The following is a 23,829-nucleotide window of genomic DNA, read 5'->3' on the forward strand; positions in this document are numbered from 1 at the left end:
ACACGGCGGCCTTGGGCAACGCGTTAGATGTTGCCCAAGGCCGCCGTGTGAGTATCTGGCTAGTCGATCGGTTCCAGCACCATCGCTGAACCGCCACCGCGCCGCGAAGGCTCGGCTGCGGCTGTGAGCGTGCCATCGGCAGCGATTTCTACCGCTTCAACCGCACCGATTTCCGCCTGCGGGGTGAAGGAATCCCCGGCCGCAGTGAGCTTGTGGCCAAAGGCTTCCAGAGCTGCGCCGTGCGCGTCGATGAACTCCGGTTCCGCCGTAACAGCTGCCGTATTGCGCTGGGAGGCGCGCGGTGCGGCAATGGCCTGGCTGATGTCCATGCCCAGATCAATGCGGTTCACCAGCGTCTGCAATACGGTGGTGATGATGGTTGAACCACCGGGGGAGCCAATAGCCAGCACCGGCTTGCCATCCTGCAAAACGATGGTTGGCGTCATCGATGAACGCGGGCGCTTGCCCGGATCGATGCGGTTCGGATCTGCCGGATCGTACACCGTGGAGAAATCGGTCAGCTCGTTGTTCAGCAGGAAACCGCGACCGGGAACCACCATGCCCGAACCACCGGTCTGCTCGATGGTCAACGTGTAGGAAACCATGTTGCCCCAGCGGTCAACGACCGACAGGTGGGTGGTGGAGATATTCTCCGTATCCTGCTCTGCCACCGGTTCACCGGTGTCTGCAGGGCATCGGCCATCATAGTTTTCGACATCGCCAGGGGCCACTGGCTTAACCGCAGCCTGTTGCGGATCAATAGCGCACGCCCGATCCGCACCGAACAGCTTGTCGGTCAAGGCCTGGGTGGGGACCTGGACAAATGCCGGATCACCCACGAACTTTCCTCGGTCGGCATAGGCCAGCGCAGTGGCCTCGAAATAAAGGTGCAAGGCATCGGGCTCATCCATCGCTGAGAGGTTGAACTCAGAAAGGATATTCAGCGATTCGCCGATGGTCGTTCCGCCGCTGGAAGACGGGGCCATGCCGAAGACTTCGTAGCCGCGGTAATTCACCGTTGTCGGAGCTTGCTCCACCACTTCGTAGCCGGCAAGGTCCGCGGTACTCAGGGTTCCTGCAGGAACCGGGAGAGTAGTGTCATCGCTGGTGGGCGGCGCCTGAACGCTCTGGGCGATTTCGGTAGCCAATGGCCCTTCGTAGAAACCGTCAAGGTCTTGCTTGGCCAGCATTCGGTAGGTGGCGGCGAGATCTGGATTCTTGAAAATAGTCCCGACCTGGGGAGCATCGCCGCCGGGCAGGAACAATTGGCTGGTGGAGTCGAACGCGTTGAAACGTTCCTTGTTATCCAGCGTCTGTTCGCGGAAAGTCTCGTCAACTACGAAGCCGCGCGAAGCAATCTGCGTTGCCGGGCGCAGGACCTGCTTCAGGTTCTGCGATCCCCAGTTATCCAGGGCGCGTTGCCAAGTGGCCAAGGTTCCGGGTACGCCAACTGCCACGCCGCTGGTAACCAGTTCCGGGGTGAAGTTGTACGGATCGCCCGTTGCCGGGTCGATGAAAGCATCATGGGAGATGCCAGCTGGTGCGGTCTCGCGGCCGTCAATGGTGCTGACCTTGCCGGACTTCGCATCGTAGTAGAGGAAATATCCGCCACCGCCAATGCCCGCGCTGTAGGGTTCGGTGACACCCAGTGCCGCCGCAGTGGCCACGGCCGCATCCACGGCATTGCCTCCCTTGCGCAGAACTTCAATGCCGGCGGCGGTGGCCTCCGGGTCTACCGAGGAAACTGCCCCGCCGGTGCCAATGGCCGTCGAGTCTTTCTGGGTGTGCCGTGGTTCCGCGCTCGCCGGAAGGGCTGAGAAAGCGCCCAGGCCCAAGGCGATAACTGCCGCGCAGGCAACTGACCGTAATCGTGCTCGTGACATACTTTGATCTCCTGGAAAGGTGGGGATGAAGTATGCGCAAATTTACGGGAACGGTATGCCGTGCGTGGTTGTGACACGCAGCACTTGTTATCCGTGCGCTAATTCCGCCCTTGTCCAGCGAATATGTTTGGTTATGACACGTAAAACAGTCGGGCAGCCACCACGGCATTGAATGCCGCGAATGACTGCCCGATTAAACTCTTAGCCCCATGGATTACTTGTCCAGGTTCTCCTTGATGACCTTGCCCAGGGAAGCCGGAGTCCGGCCGATCAGCTTGGCCAGATCGCCGGAGTTGACCTCTAGCGCGCCTTCGCGAACGCGCAGATCGGTATCGACGAGAATGTGGGCGAATGCTGCGGGGACTCCGGCATCCGCATAGATCTTTTCCAGCTGTTCGGGATCCATCTGCTGGTAGGCAACATCCTGTCCGGCAGCAGCGCCAACGGCGCCAGCGAGCTGGGTGAGGGTGAACGGCTTGTCGCTGCCCAGCTCGTAGATCTTGCCACTTTGCTCCTCCTCCGAGAGCAGTACCGCCGCGGCGGCATCGGCGTAATCGGCCCGAGCCGCTGCACTGATCTTGCCCTCGCCGGCGGCACCGAGCACCATGCCGCTGTTGAGGTAGCCCATCAGCTGGTCCGTGTAGTTCTCGATGTACCAGCCATTGCGCAGCAGCACGTAATCGATGCCGGAACCGGCCAGCAGGCGTTCGGTGGCGATATGCTCCTCGGCAAGCTTCATTCCGCCGGTCAAAGCGTTGGCAATAGAGGTGTACGCGATCAGCTGGACATCCACCTTCTTGGCGGCGTTGATGACGTTCTCATGCTGCGCCACGCGCTGGCCTACCTCGCTGGCTGAAATCAACAGCAACTTGTCTACGCCCTTCAGCGCGGATATCAGTGCCTGCTCAACGTTGTAATCAGCAACGCGGGTTTCCAAGCCTTTGCCCGCCAGCGGTTCCAGCTTCTGCGCTGAACGTCCAATGGCAACCAGATCAGCGGCCTTCGCGCCGCGCGCCAGCAGCGCATCGACGACTAGATTTCCAAGCTGTCCGGTGGCTCCGGTCACGGCAATCTTCATGGCAGTCCTTTCAAAAGCAGTCAGTGATTCCAACCGTAGGCCAGCAGCGCGTATTCCCGATGCCGGGCCGGGGCACCAATTGCCGGCGGTTGCCGGAGAAGGCCCCCCGGCTGAGCGCAAATCCGCAGGAGCACCTCCTACTCAAAGGGTCACATGAGGGGCAATGCGACAAATCATGACGCCGAAAATGACGCCGGCAGCCCGCTTTTCCAGTCCGGGGATGACGTGATGTCGCAGTGTTGCGCAACTCTTGGCTCGGTTCGGACATGGAACGCAGACTGGGAACACCTGGCCGCCAAGGCCGGGCAACCCATCCAGAGCGACCGAGAGACCTGGCTCGTTGACGTCGCAGCAACCACCCGAACCGCGGGACGGTGCTACCGCCAGGACCGATGGAGCAGTGGCTGCCACCGGGCCACGCCTGGCTACGAGCCGGCTCAACCTCGGCCCTGGGCAGTCCTTCACGGTGCAACAGCCAAGGAGCACGCAGCACATGATTGAGATCAAGGATCTGCACAAGCACTATGACACCGCGCAGGGGCGCATCGAAGTGCTCAAGGGGATCGACCTGTCGGTGCCGGAAGGCTCGATCACGGCAGTGGTCGGCCCTTCCGGGGCCGGCAAATCGACCCTGTCCCATTGCATCTCGCTGCTGGAGAAGCCCAGCAGCGGGCAGATCCTCATCGACGGCAAGGACCTCGGCGCGCTCTCGGGCAGGGCGCTGCGCGCCGAACGCCGCGCCATCGGCACGATCTTCCAGAACTCGGCCCTGCTGAGCCGGCTGAGCGTCGCCGAGAACGTGGCACTTCCGCTGCGGAACCTCGGGGTGGTCCACCACGAAATGCAGCAGCGGGTGGCCCAGCTGCTGGACCGGGTCGGGCTGCTGGAGAAGGCGGACGCCTATCCCGGGCAGCTCTCCGGCGGCCAGCGGCAACGCGTCGGCATCGCCCGGGCCCTGGCCCTGCGGCCGCGGCTGCTGCTCTCCGACGAAGCCACCTCGGGCCTGGATCCCGAATCCACGCACCAGGTGCTGGGGCTGCTGGATTCGCTGCGCAGCGACCTGGGCCTGTCCATCATCCTGATCACCCATGAGATGGATGTGGTGCGGCATGTGGCCGACGAGGTCGCCCAGCTGGCCAGCGGGCGCATTGCCGAGCACGGAGCCCTGCATGAGCTGGTGGCCTCGCCTGGCTCGGCGACCGGGGAGAAGCTGCTGCCGCTGCGGTCCGAGGAACTGCCGGCAGGCTTCGACTATGCCGTGACGGTGGCCTACCGCAAGGACCGGGTCGATCCCGGCTGGATCTCCCGCCTGGGCATCGAGCACGGGATCGCGGTGGCCCTGCTTGGCGGCGCCGTCGAGGCGCACCATGAGGGGACCTTGGGCCGAGTGCGCTTGGGCGTGCAGGGCGCGACCCCTCAGGACCTGCTCCGGTTGCTGGACGGGTGGGGCCTGCAGGCCGACCCGGGCAGCCTGGCCCGCAACAATCACGAACTGGTGGAGGCCAACGCATGAGAATCCCATTTGAAAGCGCAGCCGTGGGCACCGACACTCCGTGGCAGCAATTGCCCGCGTTGATGCTGCCGGCCTACGGCCAGACCTGGGCCATGGTCGGAATCGTCATGGCCCTGGTCATCAGCCTCGGAGGACTGATGGGCATCGCGCTATACAACACCGATCGGCAGGGGCTCTTCCCGAGGGCGCGCCTCCATGCGGTGCTCAGCTGGATCGCCAACATGGGGCGCTCCCTGCCGTTCCTGGTGCTGATGGCAGCGATCATACCGTTCACCAAATGGGTCACCGGCACCACCATCGGCATTGCCGCGGCCGCCGTGCCCATGACCATTGCCGGCATCCCGTTCTTCGCCCGGCTGGTGCAGAACGCGCTGAACGACCTGCCGAGGCACAATCTGGCCGTAGGGCTGGTGACCGGCGGTTCGGCCGCGCAGATCATCGGCACCACGCAGATCCGCGAGGCGCTGCCGGCCCTGGCTTCGGCCATCACGCTGAACACCATCTCGATGATCGAGTATTCGGCCATCGCCGGGACCATCGGGGCCGGGGGCATCGGCTATCTCGCCGTGACCTACGGCTACCAGCGCTTCGACATGAACGTCATGCTGGCGACCATCGTGGTGCTGATCCTGACCGTGCAAATTGTCCAATTCCTCGGCGACCGCATCGCCCGCGCCCTGGCGCGTCCCTGAACACCAACGACGAACGAACGAGCGAGACCATGACTACACCGCACACCGGGCACGACCACGGCTTCACGCTGCGCAAGAACCGCAATGCCCTTCCCTGGACCATCGCCGCTCTCGCGGCCGTGGCCGCCCTCATCCTCGGCGTGCTGCTGGGCCAGCAGCGCTCCGCCCCTGCCGCCGCTTCGGCCGCCGGAAACCAGACGAAGTTCACCGTCCACTTCGAACCGGCCATGGCCGGGGAGGAGAAGATCCTGGATTTCGTGGCGCAGCAGATCGCGCCGGACTACGGCATCGAAATCGAGAAGGTCGGGCTGCAGGATCCGATCCAGGCCAACCAGGCGGTGGCCAGCGGCCAATTCGATGCCACGATTTTCGAGCACCAGTGGTACATGAAGCAGTCCGCTGAGGCTGCCGGGGTCGAGCTGGAACCCACGGTGGAGCTCTTCCAGTGGGGTTTCGGGCTCTATTCGAACCATTACGACTCGGTCGAGGACATCCCGCGTGGCGCCTCGCTGCTGTTGCCCAATGATGTGGCCAACCAGGGCCAGGCGCTGTGGCTGCTGCAACGCGAGGGCCTGCTCGGCCTGGACCCTGACATCGAACCGCGCACCGCGAAGATCCCCGATGTCATCGATAACCCCCGGGGCTTCGAATTGAAGGAAGCCGACCTGCTGGCGATGCCGCGCATGCTCGACGACGTCGGTGTGGCGATCGGCTACGTCTCCCAGTTCGATGCGGGCAAGGTCGACCGCGAACAGGGGATCTTGTTCCCCGAGCCGCCCAAGACCTTCGCCTCCCGCCTGGTCATGGGCGCGGAGTACGCCAAGAGCGCCGATGCGCAGAAGCTGGTGGAAGCATTCTCCGATCCGCGGCTGCAGGAGTACCTGGCCACGACCGAGGATCCGCTGGTCCAGGGAGTGCTCACCCCGGTCTCCGGTTCCTGACGGAACTGCCATTGCGCCGTGCGGATCGGCGAGCGCGAAGCGGCTCGGCACCGACAGGTGCCGAGCCGCTTCGCGCTCCAGATGGCACATTTTCTCCGCCGAGGCTGGCAGTGTCAAGGATTTTCCGTCAAGATGCTTAACCCTTGGACTTGTGACGGTGCATTACGCCCAATATGACGAACATCGGGCATTTCAGGATGCGTTGTGTGACTTCATGACCGCTGTCTTACGTAACGCTTGTCTGCTGAATTCACGGGTTGCAGACTTGAATTGTTCGGCCGGTACAGCCGGACACCCCATCCAGAGCGACCGAGAGACCTGGCTCGTTGAAGTCGCAGCAACCACCCGTAAACGGGAGCGGTGCTAAGGCCGGGACCGATGGAGATTGCTAATTTTCACGACGGTCTGCAGGGAGAAACTCGCCAAGAGTATTCCCCCAAATCATGGCAGAACGTGCAGCGAATCTAGGCGTAATCCTCGGGTCACCAACCGAGAGGACATTTGAAATCATGCGTACAGCACATTTTGGACTGAAGACCACTGCGATTCTTGCCGTTCTGGGCTTGTCGCTCACCGCGTGCGGAGGCAACGCCACTAAGACTGGCGCAGCGCAAGCAGCAGCCGATCCAGAGACTCCGGTTGAAGGTGGCACCTTCACCTTCGCTGAAGTTACCCCTATCAACAATTGGCAGACTCAGGCAGCACGCTTCTATGAGAAAGCGAATGTTCTGAACTCAGTGCTTGATCGCCTGACCTACTACGATGTGGAAGCCGGCAAACTGGTTGGCTGGATCGCCAGCGAATTCGAAGCCAATGAAGACCAGACGGAGTTCACCTTCACCATTCGCGACGGTGTCACTTTCTCAGACGGCTCCACGCTGGATGCTGAGGCTGTGAAGCTGAACCTGGACGCCCTTGGAAAGGGAATCAAGTCTGCCCAGATTGCGCCAAACGTTGACTTTGCTGCCTATAAGTCGGCAGAGGTCGTAGGGGACAACAAGGTAAAGGTTACGCTCAAGCGGCCAGATGCCAATTTCCTTAGATCGACTTCCTCCGTAACTGCTGGTTTGGTGTCCCCGAAGACCCTTGAACTGGACAATGCCGCGCAGTCTTCGATCTCCAAGATTGTTGGCTCCGGCCCATTCGTCTTCGAATCGGAAAAGCCTGATGAAGAAGTCGTTTTCAGCAGCCGGGATGACTACGCCTGGGCGCCAGAAACTGCCCCGAACCAGGGCGATGCCTACCTGGATACCCTGGTTATCAAGTACCTTCCAGAGGTCGCTAGCCGTGCCGGCGCCGCCCAGTCCGGGCAGGTGGATCTCGTCCGAGGATTGCAGCCGGTAGACGAACAGGTGCTGGCCTCCAGCGGCGGCAAGGTTTATGCCGCCGAAGGGGTGGACCTGACCACCAACCACGCGGCCGTGCGCATTGGCTCGGGAAAGCTGGAAGACGTCAAAGTCCGCCAGGCACTCCAGGTTGCAATCGACCGCCAGGCCATCAAAGACACCGTTCTCTCGGATAGCTATGTCATTTCGGGATCGATCCTCAACCACAAGGCACCAGGGTTTGTAGACCTGTCAGCAGAATTGGCCTATAACCCGGAAAAGGCCAAGCAGTTATTGGACGAGGCCGGATGGAAGCCGGGCGCAGATGGCATTCGGGAGAAGGACGGGAAGAAGCTGGAAGTCACGGTTTCCACCTCCAATAACTCCGTAGTCATCAAGCCAGCGTTCGAACTGATTGAGCAGCAATGGCGCGAGATCGGCGTCCAGCTGATCAACCGCGCGGCGGACAATACTTTCCTGACCAACGCACTTGTCGACGACAAGGTGGAGTTCTACGGAACTCGCCAGTTTGCGTACGGCGGACTGGGCCCGGTCTATGCACCTGCGAACAACAACCAGACCCTTCGCGCTGATCCTGAACTGAACAAGCTTTTCACCAAAGAGCAGTCGGCGACCACCGATGAGGAACACCTGAAGCTGGTCGAAGAAGAACAGCGTGCCCTGGTGCTGGACAAGGCCCTGACGCTGGTTCTTTGGGACGAAGTCCAGGTCTATGGCGCCAATAGCTCGGCGAACGTCGAGTTCACTTCCGGTACCGCGCCCATCTTCCAAGGTGCTTGGAAGAGCGAAGGCTAGGAACCAAATCCATGGGCACTTACATCGTAAAACGACTGGGACAGGCGCTTCTGGTCATCTGGCTTGCCTACACAGCGGTTTTCATTGCCGTGCAATCCTTGCCGAATGACCCGGTCACGATCTTCCTGAGCACTGACTCGGCGGCGGATCCGGCCACCATTGCCCAGATGAAGGCATACTACGGATACGACCAGCCGCTCTTCGTGCAGTACTTCTCGCAGTTGCTCGGGCTGCTTCGCGGGGATCTTGGATATTCGTTATCCAATGGTTCGGAAGTGGCAACGCGCATCGGGGAAGTCGCTGGATCAACCTTGATTCTGGCTGGCAGTGCATTCGTTCTTTCAGTGGTATTCGCCCTGATCATCGCGTCGGCTGCGAGCCTAGCCAGAGGCGGGAAGTTGCGCAAGGCGCTGCTGAACCTGCCACCTTTGATGGTTTCGATACCTGTTTTCTGGTTGGGGCTGCTGCTCTTGCAGCTGTTGGCCGTGCAGCTCGGCGTGATGTCGCTGTTCCCGGATGGATCGTTCATGTCGTTGGCGGTGCCAATCTTCGTGTTGGCCGTGCACCTGAGCGCTCCGATTGCCCAGGTCCTGATCAAGAGCGTGCAGGAAGTGAATAGGCAACCGTTTATTGAAGTTTTGCGCGCCAAAGGCGCAAGCGAAGCATGGATCTTCTACCGGCACACCTTGAAGAACGCGGCCCCGGCCGCGCTATCCATTGCCGGTATCACCATTGGTGCCTTGCTCGCTGGTTCCGTCATCACCGAGACCGTGTTTTCCCGCGCGGGATTAGGCCAGCTGATCTTGCAGTCAGTGACGGCGCAGGACATTCCACTGGTCCAGGGATTGGTGCTGCTGACCGCGGTCGTTTTCACCGCAGTCAACTTGCTCGTTGATCTCATCCACCCGCAGCTCGATCCACGCATCGTCACGTCAACAAGCGGCGCAACCCGCTCGCTTGTTGCGTAAGGAAAGTAGGACTAATGAGTCTCATAACCGAACACGTTGGATCGGTGGCCAGTGATGTCCAGCCGATGGCTTCAACCAAGCCTGCAACCAAAATAGGAAATCCAGCAGCACGCTGGTTTGCCGCCTGGTGGGTTCTCATTCCGCTGGCCGTATTTGTGGCGTGGGCTTTTCTTCCATCGCTCTTTACGGGCCACGACCCGATTACTGGTGTGCCGGCTGACAAGCTGCTAGCGCCATCCGCGGATCACCTGTTTGGAACCGACCATCTGGGGCGTGACATCTACAGCCGAGTTGTCTACGGAACGCGCCAGACGCTGCTGACCGCGGGCCTGGCGTGCTTGGTTGGAAGCGTTGTCGGGTCGATCCTCGGTCTGCTGGCGGGCACTGCTGGACGTTTCGCAGATACCGTGGCAATGCGATTTGTCGATATTGTCCTGGCAGTTCCGGCCTTCCTCATTGCGCTGATTCTGGTCACCGCGACTGAACCTGGACCGCTGTCCTTGGGCCTGGGTGTAGGCATCGCCTCGATCGCTGCATTCGCACGCCTCGTGCGCACAGAGGTGCTGAGGGTCCGCTCTCGAGATTTCGTGCAGGCAGCGTTAATGAGTGGCGGGAAGTACTTCACGGTGCTGCGTCGGCACATCATCCCGCATATCGTCGGTCCGGTGCTGTCCTTGCTAGCTGTGGATCTGGGTGCTGCAATTCTTGCGATCTCCGGTTTAGGGTTCCTCGGCTTCGGGTCGCCACCGCCAACCCCTGAATGGGGACTGCTGATTTCCGAAGGCCGCCAGTACCTTTCGGTGGCTTGGTGGCTGACGACATTGCCGGGATTGGTCATCGTGTCGGCGGTCATGCTGACAGCCGTACTGGGACGTGCCATCAACAAGGCATTCCGCTTCTAGCTCTACTCTTCGATGAACGGACAAGACCATGAACGCAACCAGCAACGCTTCTTCTGCGGTGATCCGCATAGAGGACTTAACAGTCCAGTATGCCCAAGGCACCGTAGCTGCTGACAGCATCAACTTGGAAATTCCAGCGGGACAAATCGTTGCCATTGTCGGTGAATCCGGCTCGGGCAAATCAACGCTGACCAAGACCCTGATTGGCCTATTGCCACAGGGGACGGAGGTCCAGGGAAGCGTGCGTTTCGGCGGTACTGAAGTCACCAATCTTTCTTTGTCCGACTGGCGTGCCATTCGTGGTGCCGGAATCGGCTTGGTCCCGCAGGACCCGGGCGCCTCGCTGGATCCCGTGAAGACCATTGGCTCCCAGATCATCGAAGTATTCCGTTTGCATCCGTCACGCTCAGTGCCAAAGGCCCAATGGCGCTCTAAGGCAATCGAACTGATGCAGAGCGTTGGCATCGACCGGGCGGAAAGCCGGCTGGATCAATTTCCGCACGAGCTTTCTGGCGGGCTGAAGCAACGTGTATTGATTGCCATTGCCTTCGCGTTGAATCCTCAACTGCTCATTGCGGATGAACCCACCAGCGCCTTGGACGTCACCGTCCAGCGCACGGTTTTGGAAGTTTTCGTATCGCTGGCCCGGAAGAAGGGAACCACTGTACTCTTCGTAACTCACGATCTGGCTGTTGCGACTGACATCGCAGACCGGGTACTGGTCATGAATTCGGGGAGGGTCCTCGAAGATCGCAGCGTTCCGGCGCTGGTTGCACAGAGCACTGAACCGTACACCAAGGCACTGCTCGATCAGGCCTATGCACATCAGGACCGGCAGCAACCTTCAACCTCAGACGACATCGCGATCACAGTGGAGGGACTCGGCAAGGTCTTCGGCAAAGGCAGCAACGAGCACCAGGTTCTTTCTGGCGTCAGTTTCGAAGTGCAGCGAGGCACCACGTTCTCGCTGGTCGGTGAATCCGGCTCCGGAAAATCCACAACAGCGAAAATCATCATGGGAATGCATCCAGCCACCGAAGGATCCGTGCGGGTCAACGGGAGAGAAGTCGCCAACATCAGCGGCAAGCAGCGCTATGACCTGTGGAGGGACGCGCAACTGGTCTATCAGAACCCCGACTCCGCTCTGGACCCGCGACAGTCGATCGGCTCGATCATCGCTGAACCAATGGTCAACTACCGTCTGGGTGATTCCGCTTGGCGTGCCCAGCGAGTAGCGCAGTTGATGGAACAGGTGAACCTGCCTGAACAGCTAGCAGGAAGACGCCCAGCAGAACTTTCCGGTGGACAGCGCCAGCGCGTCGCCATTGCCCGGGCTCTGGCAAGCGGTGCCAAAATTCTCGTCCTCGATGAAGCATTGAGCGCACTGGATGTACTCACCCAGGAACAAATACTTGAGTTGCTCGACCAGTTGCAGCGCGAAGAACAACTGACCTACCTGTTCATTTCCCATGATCTGCATGTGGTGGAACGGATCAGCCACCGCGTTGGCGTGATGTGCCGTGGACAAATTGTCGAGTCGGGAACCGTCGATGAAATCTATTCCAATCCCCAGCATGAGTACACCAGAACCCTGCTTGCAGCGAATCCCGGCAAGGTACTTCGCGAATTGGCCGATACGCGTACCGTCTAGCCATTTCACACCAATTCCAAAATCTACAAGGAGCATCCATGAGCACTGAAGCCTTGGCAACATTCCGCCCTTCCGCTCAGCAGCACACCGAGGCCGCTTACCAAGAACTTTTGGCACACTTCAGCCAGGTATTTGCCCGTATCGCGCAGGGCGCTACCGAACGCGAGCAGCAGCGCATTCTGCCTTTCGAGCAGGTGCAGTGGCTCAAGGACGCAGGATTCACCACCTTGCGCGTGCCAGCCAGCCACGGTGGTTCGCCGGTTAGCCATGAGCACCTGTTCCGCCTGCTTATCGAGCTGGCGGCAGCCGACTCCAACGTAGCCCACTTGCTGCGCAGCCACTTCTCGTTTGTGGAAACGATTGCCCTGCAGCCGCAGGAGTTCCAGGACCGCTGGTTCCCGCGGGTGCTTGCGGGGGAGATCTTCGGCAACGCCGCCACCGAGCGCGGCGGCAACGCCCTGGGCAGCACCAACACCAAGCTCGTCAAGACGGACGCCGGGTGGGTGCTGCGCGGCGAGAAGTACTACACCACCGGATCGATCTTCGCGGACTGGGTTGTCGTCATGGCCACCACCGACGGCGTTGAGGGGCGGCAGTACGCGGTAGTCGAACGCCACGCCAAAGGCGTCAAAATTCTGGACGACTGGGACGGCTTCGGCCAGCCGCTGACCGGCACCGGCACCGCGATCTTCACCGACGTCGCGGTGGACGAGCAGAACATCATCCAGCGCAAGGTGGCTTCCACCCTGGAGCCGGCGTTCTTCCAGCTCTGCCTGCTCTCGGTACTGGTTGGCATCGGCAAAGCAGCCCGCAACGAAGCCGCCCGCATCGTGGCGACCCGCACCCGCACCTTCAACACCGGCTCCGGCGCGCTGTTCAAGGACGACCCGCAGATCCAAGAGCTCGTAGGACGCCTTGCCTCGAACGTATTCGCCGCAGAATCAATTGTGGTGTCGGCGGCCCGTGACCTCGACGCAGCACTGGATGAGAGCCTCGGCCTGAACGCGGAGGAAGCCTTCCTGCGCGCCGAGCTCGCCGTGCAACAGGCGCACGTGGCCGCACCGAAGCTGGTCTTGGATGCCACCAGCGAACTCTTCGACGTCACCGGCGCCTCGGCGGTATCCACTTCGAAGTCGCTGGACCGTTTCTGGCGCAACGCGCGCACCGTTGCCACCCACAATCCGGTGGCCTTCAAGGCACGTTCGGTCGGCGACTACTTCATCAACGGAACCATCCCGACGGGTCTGCACTCGATCGGCGAAGCCAAGGGAGCCAAGTAGCCATGGGAACCTTCGAATCCCGGCCGCGCTTCCTGCTGTCGGCCTTCCTCATGAACACCTCAAGCCACATCCTCGGCGGCATGTGGCGCCACCCTGAGGCGCAGCAGCACAAGTTCAACGAGCTGGAACTGTGGGTGGACCTGGCCAAGAAACTGGAAGACGCCAAGTTCGATAACTTGTTCTTCGCCGACGTGGTGGGCCTCTACGGCGACCACGAAGGCGGCTGGGCCTCCCACGTGCGCAAGGGCATGCAGGTGCCCAGCCACGACCCGATGGTTCTGCTCTCCGCGCTGGCCGCTACCACCAAGGATATTGGCCTGGCGATGACCAGCTCGGTCATCCAGGCGCACCCGTTCCAGTTCGCCCGCCAGCTGTCCACGCTGGACCATCTCTCGCGAGGCCGCGTGGCGTGGAACATCGTCACCAGCGTGCTGGAGAACTCGCACCGCAATTTCGGCGGTGCGAGCCTGGTCGCGCACGATGACCGCTACGCCTGGGCCGAGGAATATGTGGAAGCGGCCTACAAGCTGTGGGAAGGGTCCTGGGAGGACGACGCGCTGTTGGCCGACAAGGAGTCGGGCATCTACGCCGACCCTGCACGGGTCAACAAGATCAATCATCGTGGCGAGCTGTACTCCATCGATGGCCCGCATCTGGCTTTGCCCAGCGCGCAACGCACCCCATTCCTATTCCAGGCAGGCTCCTCGCCACGAGGCTCCCAGTTCGCCGCGACGCATGCGGAAGCGACGTTCCTCTTTGCCCCGCACCCGCAGTATGTGGCGAAGAAGAATGCGCAGTTGACCAGCAACCTGCAGGCCGCCGGCCGCACCCGCGAAGACATCAAGGTCTTCGCCGGACTGTCCTTCGTGGTCGGTTCCACGGAAGCTGAAGCCAAGGCCCTAGAAGCTGAATACGACCAGTACCTGGATCCGCACGCCATCATCGCCCACATCGGCGGAGGCATCGGAGTGGATCTGGGTGGACTGGATCTGGATACCCCGCTGGGGAATGTGAAGACCGAAGGCGCCCAAGGCGTGCTGGAAGCGGCGCTTGCCTCGACCCCGGGACGCAACCCAACCCTTCGCGACCTGGCGCACTACCGCGCCAAGGCGCAGCAGATTGTCGGAACTCCGGAACAGATTGTCGATGAGCTTGAACGCTGGCAGGACGCTGGCATTGACGGGCTGAACATCATGAACCACATCCTGCCTGGCTCCTATGACAACTTTATCGAAGGCGTGCTTCCAGAACTTCACAAGCGCGGTCTGGCTCAGCGGGAGTATGTTCCGGGCAGCCTGCGTCAGAAGTTCTTCGGGCGCGGTGACAAGCTTCCGCAGAATCATCCCGCCGCGCAGTACCGCGGCGTGTTCTCCGAGCTCTCAGCGGCGAATACCGAGGTGAGCTTGCAGGAACAGGTCTAGTTCTGAAACCCAGGAGGCAGCTGGCGGGAGAGGTCCCGCCAGTTGCCTCCTGGCCGTTTGACTCTTGAATTCCGAGCATTTGCGTTTCGGGCGTATCGTGTTGGCCATGAGCGCTACACACCACAATGACCCGGAAGTTATCCGCCAACTGCTGTCAACTCCTGCGCGCTGGGCAGTGGTTGGATTAACCAACAATCCGCGACGTGTGGCACCCTCGATCGCGTGGTTTCTGAAGAACGATCTGGGGATGGAAACCCTGCCGGTTTCACTGACTGGAGAAGCGGTTTTTGAGCAACCCGGGTATCACCGTTTGGCTGCAATTCCAGGGACGATTGACGTTGTTGACTGCTTTGTAAATTAACAAAAAGTCGGAGAAATTATCGATCAGGCCATCGAGGTCGGTGCCCGCGCAATCTGGATGCAGCTTGGTGTGATTGACCACGAAGCGGCTCGCCGCGCGACCCTTGCGGGACTGGATGTGGTGATGGATACGTGCCCGAAAATCGAGTATTCCAAACTAGTTTCATGACAGATTGTGACGCGTAAATTTGTTGCTGTGTTGCGCAAAGTTGGCGGTTGCCGGATAGGCTGATCGCAGAATCATAAATTCGGGGGCTGGGGAGCCGAAGAATACTTCGAGATTCGCTCTGACTTGGGTCTGAGTGATCAATGAGGTGTGGGTTATACCTATACCTCCGATGGTGTTTAACGCGTTCCAGCGTCCCATCGAAATTGGGGAATTTCAATGTTTGGCAAGCCTGATGGGGACGGCTTTGTGCGCTCTCGCGACGCCCAAAACCGGCAGTCTCGGACTTTACATCGTGATGGGACTTGGAAAAACCGCACCCTCCGCGCAGTTGGGGGACTGTCGCTGAGTGCTGCTCTCGTGGCATCCATGTCGTTCTCGGGAGTCGTTCCTTCCTTCGCCGCCGGTACCAACCAAACGGACGAAACGGTTACGGCCACTGCAGAACCTAGCGCATCGCTGCAAACGAGCCCTTCGGATGAAGAAACGAGCTCTGCTAAGAGCCTTGACGAGGTTTCGGAGCCGACCGCTGAGAGCGAATTGGCAGAATCGTCGCGTGACGGTTCGTCCTCGGACATCGAAGCTGCGAGCGATGCTCCAGAAGCTGTGGATGAAGATGTTGCCGAACGGCAGGCCGATGTTGCTGTTTCTCCGCTAAGCCTGGACGCGAACGGAAACAGTGTTGTCAAAACACCAACACGAACTTCCACGATCATCAAGGTCACCAAGGGGGACGTGCGTACGGCGGAAACAACCATCGCCAGCAACTTCTCGACCGGGGCTCGATTCCAGCTGTACTATGTACGCTGGAATGGTTCCATCGGAGATGCAGTGACCGAGCCCTGGGGTACTTGCCAGATCGAAGCCGGCGACAACGGGATTTGCTACTTCTCAGTACCGAATACAAATAACGGCGGAGCAAATCGGACAAAGTTCTATATCCGCGAGTTAGCGCCTGCAGCTGGCTCTCTCGCAGCTCAGAACTATAATGTCTTGAGCAAGTTCAACACCGGTGCGAACGGTTCGACAGAATCTACGTATCAGTACCGCACCAAAACCTTGACTTCGAACTCCACGATTTCGATGCCTGCGGATCATGACGGTGCCTTGCGGACCGCAGACGCCAGCAGCGGGACATGGGCCAATTCAATCAAGAACCCTACACTTCCAGTTACCTGCGAATTGGGTATCAAAGTTGCTTTGGTGTTTGACCTCTCAGGCTCCGTCAAAAACGCTGGTGCGGCCGATACCCTAGGTAACGCTGGAAAAGGATTCGTTGATGCATTGAGCGGGACGAATTCATCCGTGGCCTTGTTTTCGTTTGGCAATACTTCACCGCGTGCAGGAACCCCAAACTTTCCTGAACTTCGGAATATTGACTCCGGTACGAACAGCACGCGTATCAAAAATGACATACAAGATTACATCAATTCTTTTAGCGGCGAGGGATACACGTCCAACGGAACGAACTGGGATGCAGGTCTTTGGGCTACTGCTCAAAACGCAAAACAGTATGACCTCGTAGTCGTGCTGACCGATGGAAACCCGACGTTTTCTGGCATCGAAAGCACCGTTGGGCCAGGTACCAGCACCTACTTCCGTGAGCTCGAAGCAGCAGTGTTCTCGGCCAATGCCGTCAAAGCGCAAGGAGCACGCATTATTAACGTTGGCATCGGCGAAGGCCTGAATGCGGACAATAATCTTGCCGCAACCTCGGGACCCGTCAAATACTCACCTGGCGCTTCGCTGAACACGGCCGACTACTTGAACGTAGGCTGGGAGGCCTTGAAGCCTCTGCTTGAAGACTTTGCCAAGTCAATCTCATGCCAAGCCGGTGTAACTGTTACCAAAAAAGTTAAGGATCTGGGAGGAACCACCAAGGTAGCTTCCGGGTGGACGATCGATGCCGCGACGCAGACCGGAAATGCGAGCCTGACACCGGAAACTTCGCAACAGACCAACACCGACGGTGAAGTGAAATTTGATCTCGGATTCTCGAAACCAGATGGAAAAGAAACTGTCCAGATAGCTGAAACTCAGCAAAATGGGTACAAACTCTCGTCGGTAATCTGCACGATTAACGATCGCACCGTTCAGGTCTCGCAATCGGAGAAGTTCACTCTGGCATTGACCGTAGGCGACAAGGCAAATTGCGTGATCACCAACGAAATGAAGCCTTCAACTCCCACTGTAGTCAAGACGTCCAACCCTGTTTCAGGTACCGAAATTCAGCCTGGAGAAGAGATCGAGTACAAGCTGACCTTCTCTACAGAAGGAACCTTCTCGACGGATATAGACTATGTCGATCATCTGGAAGGCGTTTTGGACGATGCTGATCTGGTGGCGGGCTCGATAACGGCCGATCCTGGGTTGAACGCAGTTCTCAGTGGAAAAACTATCAAGATCACCGGCGCTGTTTCACCGGGCAAGCCACTGAACGTGACCTACAAAGTTAAGGCGAAAACCGAAAACTTCGGTGATGGCAAGGCTATCAACTTTGTGGTGCCGAACGGACAGACACCTCCTGAAAAGTGCGGACCCGAAGATACCACCTGTACTGAGCACCCAATTGCTGGAAACCTCGTGGTTGAGAAATCTTCAGATCCGGAATCCGGAACTTCGGTGCTGCCGGGACAGCGTGTGAACTACACGCTGAACTTCGCGAATACCGGCGCTTCTGAGGTAGACGTCAACTACATCGACTACCTTGCTGACGTACTTGATGACGCCAACTTCGTCGAAGGGTCACTTGAAACTGGCCAAGGCCTGGATGCCACATTGGTTGGCGATCAGATTCAGATCACCGGCAAGCTCAAGGCCGAGTCTGCTGCAAGCGTGAGCTATTCGGTGATCATCAAGGAATCTGAATTCGGAAATGGTATCGCGAAGAATTTCCTGGTTCCTGACGGAGAAGATCCAGTTTGTGATCCGGAACAGAGCAACTGCACCGAACACCCTGTGTTGGGATCAGTGACCTGGGAAAAGGTCGACGGCGGCGGGACCGCCCTCGCGGGTTCGGAATGGGAACTGAGCGGTCCGGGTGCCGATGGGCAGCAGGTTGCAATTGAAGACTGCATCGAAAAAACCGCCGCAGAATGCACCGGAGCGGATAAGGACCCGGCCGCCGGAGCATTCAAACTGACCGGGTTGACCTGGGGTGAGTACACCCTGGTGGAAACCAAGGCTCCGGCCGGGTACGTCCTGGACGATGCCGAACACCGATTCACCATTGGGACTTCAGATGATGCCAAGCTCATCTGGGACCTGGGAGACATGGAAAATGAGCAGCGTCCTGCGCTGGCCTTGCCGCTGACCGGCGGCATGGGTACGCAGTCGTTTATCATCACCGGTTCCATCGCCTTAATGGCAGCCCTTGGGGTTGTTGCCTGGCGACGCAGAAAGGCCGCGGCTCAGGGGTAATCCCGGCTTCCGGCTGAAGCACCAACACTCAATTCACGTACTAGAGCTCTACCAAATTTCACTCGCGGCCGTCACTGGGGACATTGCGGCTCAAAAGAAAGGAACAGCTGAAATGGCTGAAATCAAGCACACTCGGGGGAAGCGTGTATTGTCCGGTTTGGGCGTACTGACCCTTGCCGCGGCGGGACTGCTCGGGGGAACCGGGGCCGCGCTGGCCGATGACAACTCCGCGTTGAACACCGGCAACATCGATCAGGGGCGTGAAGGATCGATCAAGATCCACAAGCACAAGCACCAGAACGGCACCTCCGCCACGCAGAATCCTGCTGGCACGGGGGACGCTATCAACTCCGAAGGTATTGCCGGGGTTGAATTCACCGCCTACCAGCTGACCGACATCGACCTCAGCGACACCAATGACTGGGACCAGCTCGATAACCTGGATCTGTCCAACGCCTGCACCTCGATCCCGGGTCACACCTTGGGCACCCCGATCGTTGCAGATGTCACCAACAGCCAGGGTGTTTCCACCCTGACCGACCTGAAGCTCGGCGCGTACGTGGTGTGTGAAACCGACGCTCCGGCCTCCGTCGTCGACCGTTCGCAGCCGTTTGTGGTTGCCATCCCCACCCCGTATGAGAACGCCTGGGTCTACGACGTGAACGTGTACCCGAAGAACGGCACCTCGGACATCACCAAGAGCATCGACCCGCAGTCGGATCTCGGACTTGGCGGTGTGGTGAACTTCCCGGTGACCGTCACCGTTCCGAAAACCAAGGGCGACGAGCTGCTAACCAAGTTCGAGATCGTTGATACCTTCGACTCGCGACTGGGCCTGAACGACGACGGCGTGGCCTCGGTGAAGCTGGGCGGCGCGGATGTCGATTCCTCCTACTACACCGTTTCCAACGACGGCCAGAGTGTGAAGGTGACCTTCAACGAGGCAGGCCGCCAGTGGCTGAAGTCCCAGGGCGAGAAAAAGGTTGTTGTCACCTTCTCCGCAGAGGTCAAGGAGGTTGGCGAAATCTCCAACGACGCCACCGCCTACATCAACACACCGGGTCATGACGGAACCATCGAATCCGACCCGGTCAACACCAACTGGGGCGATCTGGTCATCCAGAAGCTCGCCGCGGGTTCAAACGCCACCCTGGCCGATGCGGTCTTCGAAGTCTACGCGGCAGAAGCCCCGTACGCCGGCGGAAGCTGCGACACCGCAGTTGCCACCGGTTCGGCCCTGGAGGTCAACGGGCGCACCGAGTTCACCAGCGGTCCCAACGGTGTGGTTGACATTGCCGGTCTGTTCGTTAGCGACAGCGTGAACCCGACCATCAATGCCGAACAGCGCTGCTACGTGCTCAAGGAAGTTAAGGCACCAACCGGCTACGTAACCCCAACCGGCGCCAAGGCGTTGACCGGTGTTGCGGTCAAGACTGGAGCCAACACCGCAAACGTGTACGACGCAACCATCGTCAACAGCCAGCAGGATGTTCCTGAACTTCCGCTGACCGGTGCCAACGGCCAGATCCTGATGGTCATCGGCGGCACCGCAGTGTTGCTGCTCGCCGGTGGCCTGGTCATCGTGAGCCGTCGCCGCTCGGCTCGCGAGGAAACCAAGTAGGACCACACAAGTAACCGCTACCGGTCCACTTCCCCCTGATGGCGGGCGGGCTCACTGCCCGCCCGCCATCAGCGGCTTTACCCTTATGATGGTCCCAAGGCCCTTCCTGCAGACGCTTAGAGGACATGCCATGCCCGACACCATGACACCACCAGCCGGCCCGCGACCGGCGGGCGTTCACCGCGCCCGACGAGCATCGCGCCGTTGGCGTCCGGGACTGCTCACCATCGCCAGTTCGTTACTGGCCCTGGTCGGTCTAAGCGTCCTGCTGTACCCCTCGGCCGCCAGCTGGATGTCCTCCTACAACCAGTCACTGCTCATTGAAGACATGGGCCGCAGCCTGGAGAACGCATCTCCCGGGGTTGACGAACAGCTCTCCCTGGCGCAACGGTACAACGAGGCCCTGAGCACCGGGGTGAACCTGGACGCCAACGCCAACGTCCCAACGGGCAGCGGCACCAGCTCGGACGCTTCGCTGCGCTACGAAGACATGCTCAACACCGGATCCTCGGATGTCATGGCCCGGGTCCGGATCCCGGCCATCGACGTGGACCTGCCGATCTACCACGGCACGAGTGATGAGACCCTGCTGCGCGGGGTTGGACACCTGGAAGGCTCCAGCCTCCCGATCGGTGGGGCAGACACCCACTCGGTGCTCACGGCTCATCGCGGACTGGCTCAGGCCGAAATGTTCACCAACCTGGACAAGGTCGACGTGGGGGATCGGTTCACCATCGAGGTGTTCGGCGAGGTGCTCACCTATCAGGTGCGTGAAACCAAGGTGGTGGACCCGGACGACACCGACACCCTGCATGCTGTGGCGGGAGAAGACCTGGTCACGCTCGTGACGTGTACCCCGCTGGGAATCAACAGTCAGCGCATCCTGGTCACCGGTGAACGGGTCACCCCGACCCCGATTGAAGATGTCCAGGCGGCCGGCCAGGCCCCGGACATTCCCGGGTTTCCGTGGTGGGCGCTGATCTTCGGCGCCGGACTGCTGCTCATCGCAACCTATTTCTGGCGTTCCGGATACGGGGATGCCCGCCGCGCCGCGGCCCGCAAGCGCTGATACCGTAGGCTCAGAAACAAACCCGGGGGTTACCGAAGGGCAGGGTCATGGCCGAGGCGGATAAACAATCAGTTGAGCTCGCCTGGGCCGAGCTGTGCCTGCAACTGCCCTGTTCTTACGTGGATCACCCGTTTGGGCCGGATTCCACCGTGTTCAAGGTCGCCGGGCCGGACCGGTCACGGGGCAGGATGTTTGCCCTGCTGCTGAACCTGCACGGCGAAACGGTGCTGAACCTGAAATGCGAACCCGCGCTCGCCGACCAGCAACGCAGTGAGCATCCGCAGATCACCCCGGGTTATCACATGAACAAGAAGCACTGGAATTCGGTCCGACCCGGCTTGGACCCGCACTATGTGCGCGAGCTTATCGAGGATTCCTATGATCTGGTGGTCGAAGGCCTGCCCCGACGGGACCAAGAACATATCCGGCTGCAGACCAAAATTGCCGACGGGTCAATAGACTAGGAGCATGTACTTCATCGTTGTTAAATATCAGGTAAAGCCAGAATTCGCTGCGACCTTCATGGAGCACGTCGCCGAATTCACCCGGGCCACCCGCGCCGAAGAGGGCAACCTCTGGTTTGACTGGTCGGTGAGCGTCGAGAACCCGAACGAATATGTCCTCGTTGAGGCCTTCCGTGACGATGACGCGGCCGCGGCCCACGTGAACTCGGACCATTTCGCTGCGGGAATTGATGCCATGCGCCCGCTGCTGGTCTCCACCCCGGACATCGTCTCACGCAAGGTTGACGGCGAAGGCTGGGACAAGATGGGCGAACTGGTTATCGACTAGGTTGCGGTTGTCACCACAACAGCAAAGCCACGGCCTCGGCGTCCACTCCGACAGGAGTGAACACCGAGGCCGTGGTGTAACTACCGGTTAGTGGCTCCGGCGGCGGCTCAGGCTGCGAACCAGCACCAGGCCGAGGCCCAACACCACGATCACACCGGCGCTCAGGCCCAGCCACCTGGCGTTGAAACCGGTCTGGGCCAGATCGTCGCGGTCCCCGTCCGGGCTCCCCGACGTGCTCGGAACCGTACTGGAGCTACCCGAAGGGCCGGTCGAGGAGCTACTCGACGGGCTGGTCGATTCCGAGGGCTGCGCGCTAGCCCGGGTATTTCATGAAGGCCGGTAGTCATTAACTGACTTAAAAGATGAAAAGGTGACCTGAACTGGGAAAATGGGAGTGTCTAAGCTTCCAAAATACCCGTTCAAAGGATCACCTTTTCTGTGAACCATTCTACCCACGTTTTCCCTGCCATCCCGACCCAACTCACCGGCCAGTCCCTGGTCTCCCATGCAGGGTTGTCTGTCCTGACCAGCTTCCTGAACGCCTTGGACTTCCGCAGGCTCTGCGAAGACAGGTTCAGCCAATTCGTGCCCGCCACCGCAACGCACCGGCCAGGCAAGATCCTCGGCGCCCTGACTCTGTCCTTGGCAGCCGGCGGCGAGCAAGCCACAGATATTGACCAGCTACGAGCCGCACCAGATCTCTTTGGCTCCGTAGCGTCGGATGCCACGGTCAGCCGGTTCATGGGCCGGATCAAAGAACAGCCAGAAGCTTTCTCCTACGGGTTCGCCACCATGACCCGCAGCCTGCGCTCCAAAGTCTGGAATGCGGCCGGGCCGCGGAATCCAGCCCGGCTGGCTACGGCAGCCAATCCGCTGATTATCGACCTCGATGCCTCGTTGGTTCATGTCCATTCCGAGAAAGAATCCAGCGCTGGGACGTATAAAGGTGGGTACGGTTTTTCACCGATGATCGCCATGGCCGACTACGGCAAAGCCAACGGCACCGGTGAAGTCCTCGCCGTGCACCTGCGCCCGGGAAACAGGGGCGCGAACTCCGCAAAATCCCATATCGAGGTACTCACCCAAGCGCTGGCCCAGCTGCCTGACGATTTCTATGACGAGCACGGGAACCTGCACGGTGAGAAGATCCTGGTCCGTACCGACAGTGCTGGGTCGTCCAGGGAGTTCTTGCACCACCTGGATTCGTTGGGGCTCCAGTTCTCCACGTCGTATTCGCTGCCGGTGCTCAAGGAACGCTTCATCCGCTGGATCGATGAGAAGAAGTACTGGGAACCAGCCCTGGACGCTAACGGAGATCAGCGTGATGATGCGTGGGTGATTGATGCAACGAAGGTCTTGGAGTTGAGGCAATACCCGCCTGGAACTCGGATTTACCTGCGTGCTGAGCCGTTGCATCCCGGGGCGAAAGCGAACTTGTTCGATACGGATGGCAATCGGGTGACCGCGTTTCTCACGAATGCTCCGCGGTTCAACGTGGCGTTCCTTGATGCTCGGCATCGTGCCCGTGGCCGGTGCGAGAACAGGATTAAAACGCTCAAGAGCACGGGGTTGGGCAAGCTGCCGTATTGGTCTTTTGCTGCGAACCAGGCGTGGGCTGACCTGGCAATGTTCGCCTTGAACTTGGTCGCATGGCTGCAGTTGGCGGTGCTGCCTGGTGGTCATGAAGCTTCGGTGTGGGATTTGAAGCGGTGGCGGTACCGGCTGTTTTCGATGGCTGGGAAAATCGTCTCTGGTGGCCGGCAGCGCCGGCTGTTGATCCCGGTGAGAGCACCAGAAGCGCAGTTGCTTTGCCAGTTGCAGGAAGGTATTGGTGTGTTCTTCCAGCGGTGGCGGCGCGGTGAGCTGGCTGCTTGAATTGGCGGTTGTCCTGTTGTTTCTTTGGTATTGAAAGATCATTTCAGTCCAGGTCG

17 protein-coding genes, 1 pseudogene and 2 riboswitches are annotated in these 23,829 nt (G+C 59.9%); of the genes and pseudogenes, 16 read left to right on the forward strand and 2 right to left on the reverse strand.

Annotated features, from left to right (window positions below; genetic code table 11):
• Nucleotides 1–59: 59 nt before the first annotated feature.
• Entirely contained in the window at nt 60–1,883 is a 1,824-nt protein-coding gene (ggt, locus tag AARI_RS01710) for a gamma-glutamyltransferase (RefSeq protein ID WP_013347648.1), read from the reverse strand.
• A 214-nt stretch (nt 1,884–2,097) separates the two neighbouring features.
• Nucleotides 2,098–2,961 carry an NmrA family NAD(P)-binding protein gene (locus AARI_RS01715; protein ID WP_013347649.1) on the reverse strand — a complete coding sequence of 288 codons (864 nt, stop codon included), beginning with the start codon at nt 2,959–2,961 and terminating at the stop codon, nt 2,098–2,100.
• Nucleotides 2,962–3,268: 307 nt separating this feature from the next.
• Nucleotides 3,269–3,360: riboswitch (SAM riboswitch) on the forward strand.
• 94 nt (nt 3,361–3,454) lie between these two features.
• Between AARI_RS01715 and AARI_RS01720 the strand changes: the two genes are divergently transcribed.
• From AARI_RS01720 to AARI_RS01795, 16 genes and pseudogenes are all read left to right on the forward strand, one after another.
• The gene (locus AARI_RS01720) at nt 3,455–4,474 is read left to right on the forward strand and encodes a methionine ABC transporter ATP-binding protein (RefSeq protein ID WP_013347650.1); all 1,020 of its coding nucleotides are present in this window, start codon (nt 3,455–3,457) and stop codon (nt 4,472–4,474) included.
• A complete protein-coding gene (locus AARI_RS01725; RefSeq protein WP_013347651.1) occupies nt 4,471–5,166 on the forward strand; it encodes a methionine ABC transporter permease in 696 nt (231 codons plus the stop codon). Before AARI_RS01720 ends, AARI_RS01725 begins: the two co-directional genes overlap by 4 nt.
• 29 nt (nt 5,167–5,195) lie before the next feature.
• Nucleotides 5,196–6,107: a MetQ/NlpA family ABC transporter substrate-binding protein gene (locus AARI_RS01730; RefSeq protein WP_013347652.1), complete on the forward strand. Its 912-nt coding sequence runs from the start codon at nt 5,196–5,198 to the stop codon at nt 6,105–6,107.
• A gap of 293 nt (nt 6,108–6,400) precedes the next feature.
• Nucleotides 6,401–6,492: riboswitch (SAM riboswitch) on the forward strand.
• Between the two features lie 124 nt (nt 6,493–6,616).
• A complete protein-coding gene (locus AARI_RS01735) occupies nt 6,617–8,248 on the forward strand; it encodes an ABC transporter substrate-binding protein (protein WP_041648309.1) in 1,632 nt (543 codons plus the stop codon).
• An 11-nt stretch (nt 8,249–8,259) separates the two neighbouring features.
• Complete coding sequence (locus tag AARI_RS01740) at nt 8,260–9,216, forward strand: ABC transporter permease (RefSeq protein ID WP_013347654.1); 957 nt, start codon at nt 8,260–8,262, stop codon at nt 9,214–9,216.
• A gap of 14 nt (nt 9,217–9,230) precedes the next feature.
• Nucleotides 9,231–10,118: an ABC transporter permease gene (locus tag AARI_RS01745; protein WP_013347655.1), complete on the forward strand. Its 888-nt coding sequence runs from the start codon at nt 9,231–9,233 to the stop codon at nt 10,116–10,118.
• A 28-nt stretch (nt 10,119–10,146) separates the two neighbouring features.
• Entirely contained in the window at nt 10,147–11,769 is a 1,623-nt protein-coding gene (locus AARI_RS01750) for an ABC transporter ATP-binding protein (RefSeq protein WP_013347656.1), read from the forward strand.
• A gap of 38 nt (nt 11,770–11,807) precedes the next feature.
• The gene (locus tag AARI_RS01755; protein WP_013347657.1) at nt 11,808–13,049 is read left to right on the forward strand and encodes an acyl-CoA dehydrogenase family protein; all 1,242 of its coding nucleotides are present in this window, start codon (nt 11,808–11,810) and stop codon (nt 13,047–13,049) included.
• Nucleotides 13,050–13,051: 2 nt separating this feature from the next.
• Nucleotides 13,052–14,470 carry an NtaA/DmoA family FMN-dependent monooxygenase gene (locus AARI_RS01760; protein WP_013347658.1) on the forward strand — a complete coding sequence of 473 codons (1,419 nt, stop codon included), beginning with the start codon at nt 13,052–13,054 and terminating at the stop codon, nt 14,468–14,470.
• Between the two features lie 106 nt (nt 14,471–14,576).
• Nucleotides 14,577–14,999, forward strand: a pseudogene (locus tag AARI_RS19070) (CoA-binding protein).
• Between the two features lie 216 nt (nt 15,000–15,215).
• On the forward strand, nt 15,216–18,416 hold the full coding sequence (locus AARI_RS01770) for a DUF7927 domain-containing protein (RefSeq protein ID WP_013347659.1): 3,201 nt from the start codon (nt 15,216–15,218) through the stop codon (nt 18,414–18,416).
• 112 nt (nt 18,417–18,528) lie between these two features.
• Nucleotides 18,529–20,037 carry a SpaH/EbpB family LPXTG-anchored major pilin gene (locus AARI_RS01775; RefSeq protein ID WP_041648316.1) on the forward strand — a complete coding sequence of 503 codons (1,509 nt, stop codon included), beginning with the start codon at nt 18,529–18,531 and terminating at the stop codon, nt 20,035–20,037.
• A gap of 130 nt (nt 20,038–20,167) precedes the next feature.
• Nucleotides 20,168–21,106, forward strand: a complete 939-nt coding sequence (locus AARI_RS01780; protein ID WP_013347661.1) for a class C sortase — start codon at nt 20,168–20,170, stop codon at nt 21,104–21,106.
• Between the two features lie 47 nt (nt 21,107–21,153).
• Nucleotides 21,154–21,570, forward strand: coding sequence for an MmcQ/YjbR family DNA-binding protein (locus AARI_RS01785; protein WP_013347662.1), 417 nt, complete (start codon nt 21,154–21,156; stop codon nt 21,568–21,570).
• 4 nt (nt 21,571–21,574) lie between these two features.
• Complete coding sequence (locus tag AARI_RS01790; protein WP_013347663.1) at nt 21,575–21,898, forward strand: putative quinol monooxygenase; 324 nt, start codon at nt 21,575–21,577, stop codon at nt 21,896–21,898.
• Nucleotides 21,899–22,336: 438 nt separating this feature from the next.
• Entirely contained in the window at nt 22,337–23,773 is a 1,437-nt protein-coding gene (locus tag AARI_RS01795; RefSeq protein ID WP_013347665.1) for an IS1380-like element ISAar8 family transposase, read from the forward strand.
• Nucleotides 23,774–23,829 lie beyond the last annotated feature (56 nt).

This window comes from Glutamicibacter arilaitensis Re117 (assembly GCF_000197735.1).
Taxonomy (GTDB): Bacteria; Actinomycetota; Actinomycetes; order Actinomycetales; family Micrococcaceae; genus Glutamicibacter; species Glutamicibacter arilaitensis.

Excerpts from the sequence above, each read along its gene's own strand:
- ggt (WP_013347648.1), bottom strand. The coding sequence starts at position 1,883 with ATGTCACGAGCACGATTACGGTCAGTTGCCTGCGCGGCAGTTATCGCC.
- AARI_RS01715 (WP_013347649.1), bottom strand. The coding sequence starts at position 2,961 with ATGAAGATTGCCGTGACCGGAGCCACCGGACAGCTTGGAAATCTAGTC.
- AARI_RS01720 (WP_013347650.1), top strand. The coding sequence starts at position 3,455 with ATGATTGAGATCAAGGATCTGCACAAGCACTATGACACCGCGCAGGGG.
- AARI_RS01725 (WP_013347651.1), top strand. The coding sequence starts at position 4,471 with ATGAGAATCCCATTTGAAAGCGCAGCCGTGGGCACCGACACTCCGTGG.
- AARI_RS01730 (WP_013347652.1), top strand. The coding sequence starts at position 5,196 with ATGACTACACCGCACACCGGGCACGACCACGGCTTCACGCTGCGCAAG.
- AARI_RS01735 (WP_041648309.1), top strand. The coding sequence starts at position 6,617 with ATGCGTACAGCACATTTTGGACTGAAGACCACTGCGATTCTTGCCGTT.
- AARI_RS01740 (WP_013347654.1), top strand. The coding sequence starts at position 8,260 with ATGGGCACTTACATCGTAAAACGACTGGGACAGGCGCTTCTGGTCATC.
- AARI_RS01745 (WP_013347655.1), top strand. The coding sequence starts at position 9,231 with ATGAGTCTCATAACCGAACACGTTGGATCGGTGGCCAGTGATGTCCAG.
- AARI_RS01750 (WP_013347656.1), top strand. The coding sequence starts at position 10,147 with ATGAACGCAACCAGCAACGCTTCTTCTGCGGTGATCCGCATAGAGGAC.
- AARI_RS01755 (WP_013347657.1), top strand. The coding sequence starts at position 11,808 with ATGAGCACTGAAGCCTTGGCAACATTCCGCCCTTCCGCTCAGCAGCAC.
- AARI_RS01760 (WP_013347658.1), top strand. The coding sequence starts at position 13,052 with ATGGGAACCTTCGAATCCCGGCCGCGCTTCCTGCTGTCGGCCTTCCTC.
- AARI_RS01770 (WP_013347659.1), top strand. The coding sequence starts at position 15,216 with ATGTTTGGCAAGCCTGATGGGGACGGCTTTGTGCGCTCTCGCGACGCC.
- AARI_RS01775 (WP_041648316.1), top strand. The coding sequence starts at position 18,529 with ATGGCTGAAATCAAGCACACTCGGGGGAAGCGTGTATTGTCCGGTTTG.
- AARI_RS01780 (WP_013347661.1), top strand. The coding sequence starts at position 20,168 with ATGCCCGACACCATGACACCACCAGCCGGCCCGCGACCGGCGGGCGTT.
- AARI_RS01785 (WP_013347662.1), top strand. The coding sequence starts at position 21,154 with ATGGCCGAGGCGGATAAACAATCAGTTGAGCTCGCCTGGGCCGAGCTG.
- AARI_RS01790 (WP_013347663.1), top strand. The coding sequence starts at position 21,575 with ATGTACTTCATCGTTGTTAAATATCAGGTAAAGCCAGAATTCGCTGCG.